Origin of the sequence: Psychrobacter sp. DD43 (assembly GCF_904846555.1) — a bacterium.
Classification (GTDB): Bacteria; Pseudomonadota; Gammaproteobacteria; order Pseudomonadales; family Moraxellaceae; genus Psychrobacter; species Psychrobacter cryohalolentis.
In genome coordinates this window covers 1-2,859 of record NZ_CAJHBE010000039.1, presented here as the reverse complement: position 1 = coordinate 2,859, position 2,859 = coordinate 1, and the positions used below count along the sequence as shown (strand labels likewise).

The window sequence follows — 2,859 nt, the reverse complement described above, 5'->3', positions numbered from 1 at the left end:
TTATATTATTAAATGATAGTAATATCTTGTTATTATCAATGAGCACTAATTATTAAGTCTAAATAATAGAGGTGGGTTATGACTGTTCGTATTTATGTGAGAGCCAGCACTAAGGATCAAGACGCTACCAGAGCATTGGCTGATTTGGTGGCTTTCAGTACAAGTTATGATGATAACCATGTTGAGTACGTCGAGCATTTCAGTGGTACAAAGCTCGATAGACCATTATTAGCCAAGCTGCTAAAGGACGCTGAGCAAGGCGATATTCTACTGGTTGAAAGCGTGGATAGATTAAGCCGATTATCTCAAGATGATTTTGCAATTCTAAAGCAGCGCATCAAAGACAAGGGCTTACGATTAGTGGTGGCTGATCTGCCAACGACGCATACAGTCAGTGAGGGTATGACCGGGGATATTCTCAGGGTGATCAACGATATGTTGATCGACTTATTAGCCACAATGGCAAAGCTTGATAACGACAAACGTAGAGAGCGTATTAAGCAGGGATTGGCGAACAGTGGTTATAAGCCCACTGGTAAGAAGCCTAATACAACGAAACACAATCGTATTAAAGAATTAGCCAGTCAAAACAATATGACAAAAGAGGAGATTGCTAAGGCGGTTGGTGTTGGGGTGGCTACGGTTTATCGGGTGTTAAAGCAGGGCTAATAGCTGAGGTATTTTATTTTATTTTTGTTCATAAACAGCTGATATATAAGGCTTTACACGCGAGGCAAGAAGGCTTTATTTGCAGAAATAGGTACTCTATTACTACGTAGCTGTGTTAAGAACGGTGTATTTTCATCATTCAATTTCGTTCAATTATGCCCACTTAAAACGCCCTTCGATCTTTATCTAAAGACATCACAGCGTCATATAAAAATCGATTTAATGCAATGAGGCTTCATTATAATCATTATATTGCATTCATAATCGCTTTTCTGCAAAATAGCTTATCTATAATCGCTTGAGCCCCTCATGATGAATACCCCTACTTCAGACCCTATTGGCGCAGCATGGCTTATCCGTTATGCCAGCATCGAGCTGGTGTCCCCTTTATATGTCATCAGTAGTATCGGTGGGCGCAGACAAACCTATAAAGACGGTGACGTCATTCATAACGCTTATCAGGAAACCGCGCGTCCACTGGACACTATCATTGCGCACTTACAGTTTCACATGCGTCATGAAGTACTGAATTTAGAGTTACTGGTTCGTCTATTTGAGCAGGTAGGTGCTGATGACGTACAAGCATGGGTAAACGCTGAGCCGACAGGCAGCTATGCCCGTAGAATGGCTTTCTTGTATGAGTGGCTCATGGGTCAGCAGTTAGCAGTACCGAGTAATTTAGGCGGTAACTATGTGGACGCTTTAGATGCTAAGAAGCAGGTTACTTCAAGCCCTGCGCATGTCATAAAGAATGCTCGTTGGCGTATCAATGACAATCTTGCAGGAACCCGTCATTTCTGTCCTCAATTGGTGAAAACAGAGTTGTTTACGCAAGCCGCTGCACTCGATATTGCCACAATGGTTGACAAGCTGAACGATGAATTTGGGCAAGACTTACTGATGCGTGCCTCCGTATGGATGACATTACGAGAGAGTAAAGCCAGTTTTACTATAGAAGGTGAAGGGAAAGAGTTAAAACGTATTGAACGTTTCGCCGATGTAATGGCACGGCGTACCGGCAAGGGCGATATTCCGCTTGATCCTGAGTCGCTAGCAGAGTTGCAACAAGACATATTGGGTAGTAAAACTATTATTCAGCAGTACGGCATCCGTCAATCACCAGTTTTTGTGTCGCATACTCAGGTGAATGGCTTTAAAGAAATTGTGCACTATATCGCGCCACCTGCTGATGACATTGCTAACAAGCTAGCAGGGTTACAGGTATTTATGGAAAAGACTGAGGGACAATCAGCACTGATGCGTAGTGCGGTTGCCTCCTTTGCTTTTGTATATATTCATCCGCTGGCGGATGGCAATGGCCGTGTACATCGCTTCTTAATTAATGACGTCCTCAGGCGAGACCAGGTCATTCATGAGCCGATTATCCTACCTATATCACAAGCCATTGCTGAGCATCCCTCAGACCGTCATGCCTATGACAAAATTTTAGACCGTGTATCCGTGCCACTTATGGAGCAAATCCGTGATCATTACAGCTTTGATAAACAAGCGATTACTTACCCTGATGGTATTCGCTCAAACTTAAATTTTGGAAATACTCACCTAATTCAACCTGCATGGCGCTTTATGGATCTAACGCCTCACGTTCAGTACTTATCAGGACTCATTGCTCATGTTATTGAAAAAGAGATGCATAACGAGTCACAGTACCTAAGAAAGCATGACCATGCACGACTGGCGATAAAAGAGATTGTTGAGATGCCCAACAGCTATGCCGATAGAATTATTCGTAGCATGCTACAAAATAAGGGTGTTAAAAGTAATAAGCTATTGAAGGATTATCCGTTTTTGGCAAATGATGAGGTTTGGGACGATATTTTCTCTGTGGTTGTAGAAACCTTTAAAGATGAAGCAGATGGTTTGAATAGTTAGAACAAACCCTGCTATACGCAAGAAAATCTGCCTTGATAATCAAGCTTAAGCTAGTATCAGTATCATCGTTGCGATAATGATTCGTTTATAAAAGATTCGGCTAAAATACTGTAACTTGAAACGTAATCAATATTTTTCTTACTTAAACAGAATATATTAGAGGAACTTTGATAACAGACAATTTTTATTTGACAAGGTTATTACAGATCCTCAAAATAATTTTGAGTATTTGAGTATTTGAGTATTTGAGTATTTGAGTATTTGAGTATTTGAGTATTTGAGTATTTGAGTATTTGA

General features: G+C 41.0%; 2 protein-coding genes. Both read left to right on the top strand.

Annotated features, from left to right (window positions below):
- Positions 1 to 78 precede the first annotated feature (78 nt).
- Positions 79 to 669 carry a recombinase family protein gene (locus JMX89_RS12685; protein WP_062844955.1) on the top strand — a complete coding sequence of 197 codons (591 nt, stop codon included), beginning with the start codon at positions 79 to 81 and terminating at the stop codon, positions 667 to 669.
- A 309-nt stretch (positions 670 to 978) separates the two neighbouring features.
- Positions 979 to 2,562: a Fic family protein gene (locus tag JMX89_RS12680; protein ID WP_201532527.1), complete on the top strand. Its 1,584-nt coding sequence runs from the start codon at positions 979 to 981 to the stop codon at positions 2,560 to 2,562.
- The last annotated feature ends 297 nt before the right edge of the window (positions 2,563 to 2,859 follow it).

Excerpts from the sequence above, each read along its gene's own strand:
- JMX89_RS12685 (WP_062844955.1), top strand. The coding sequence starts at position 79 with ATGACTGTTCGTATTTATGTGAGAGCCAGCACTAAGGATCAAGACGCT.
- JMX89_RS12680 (WP_201532527.1), top strand. The coding sequence starts at position 979 with ATGATGAATACCCCTACTTCAGACCCTATTGGCGCAGCATGGCTTATC.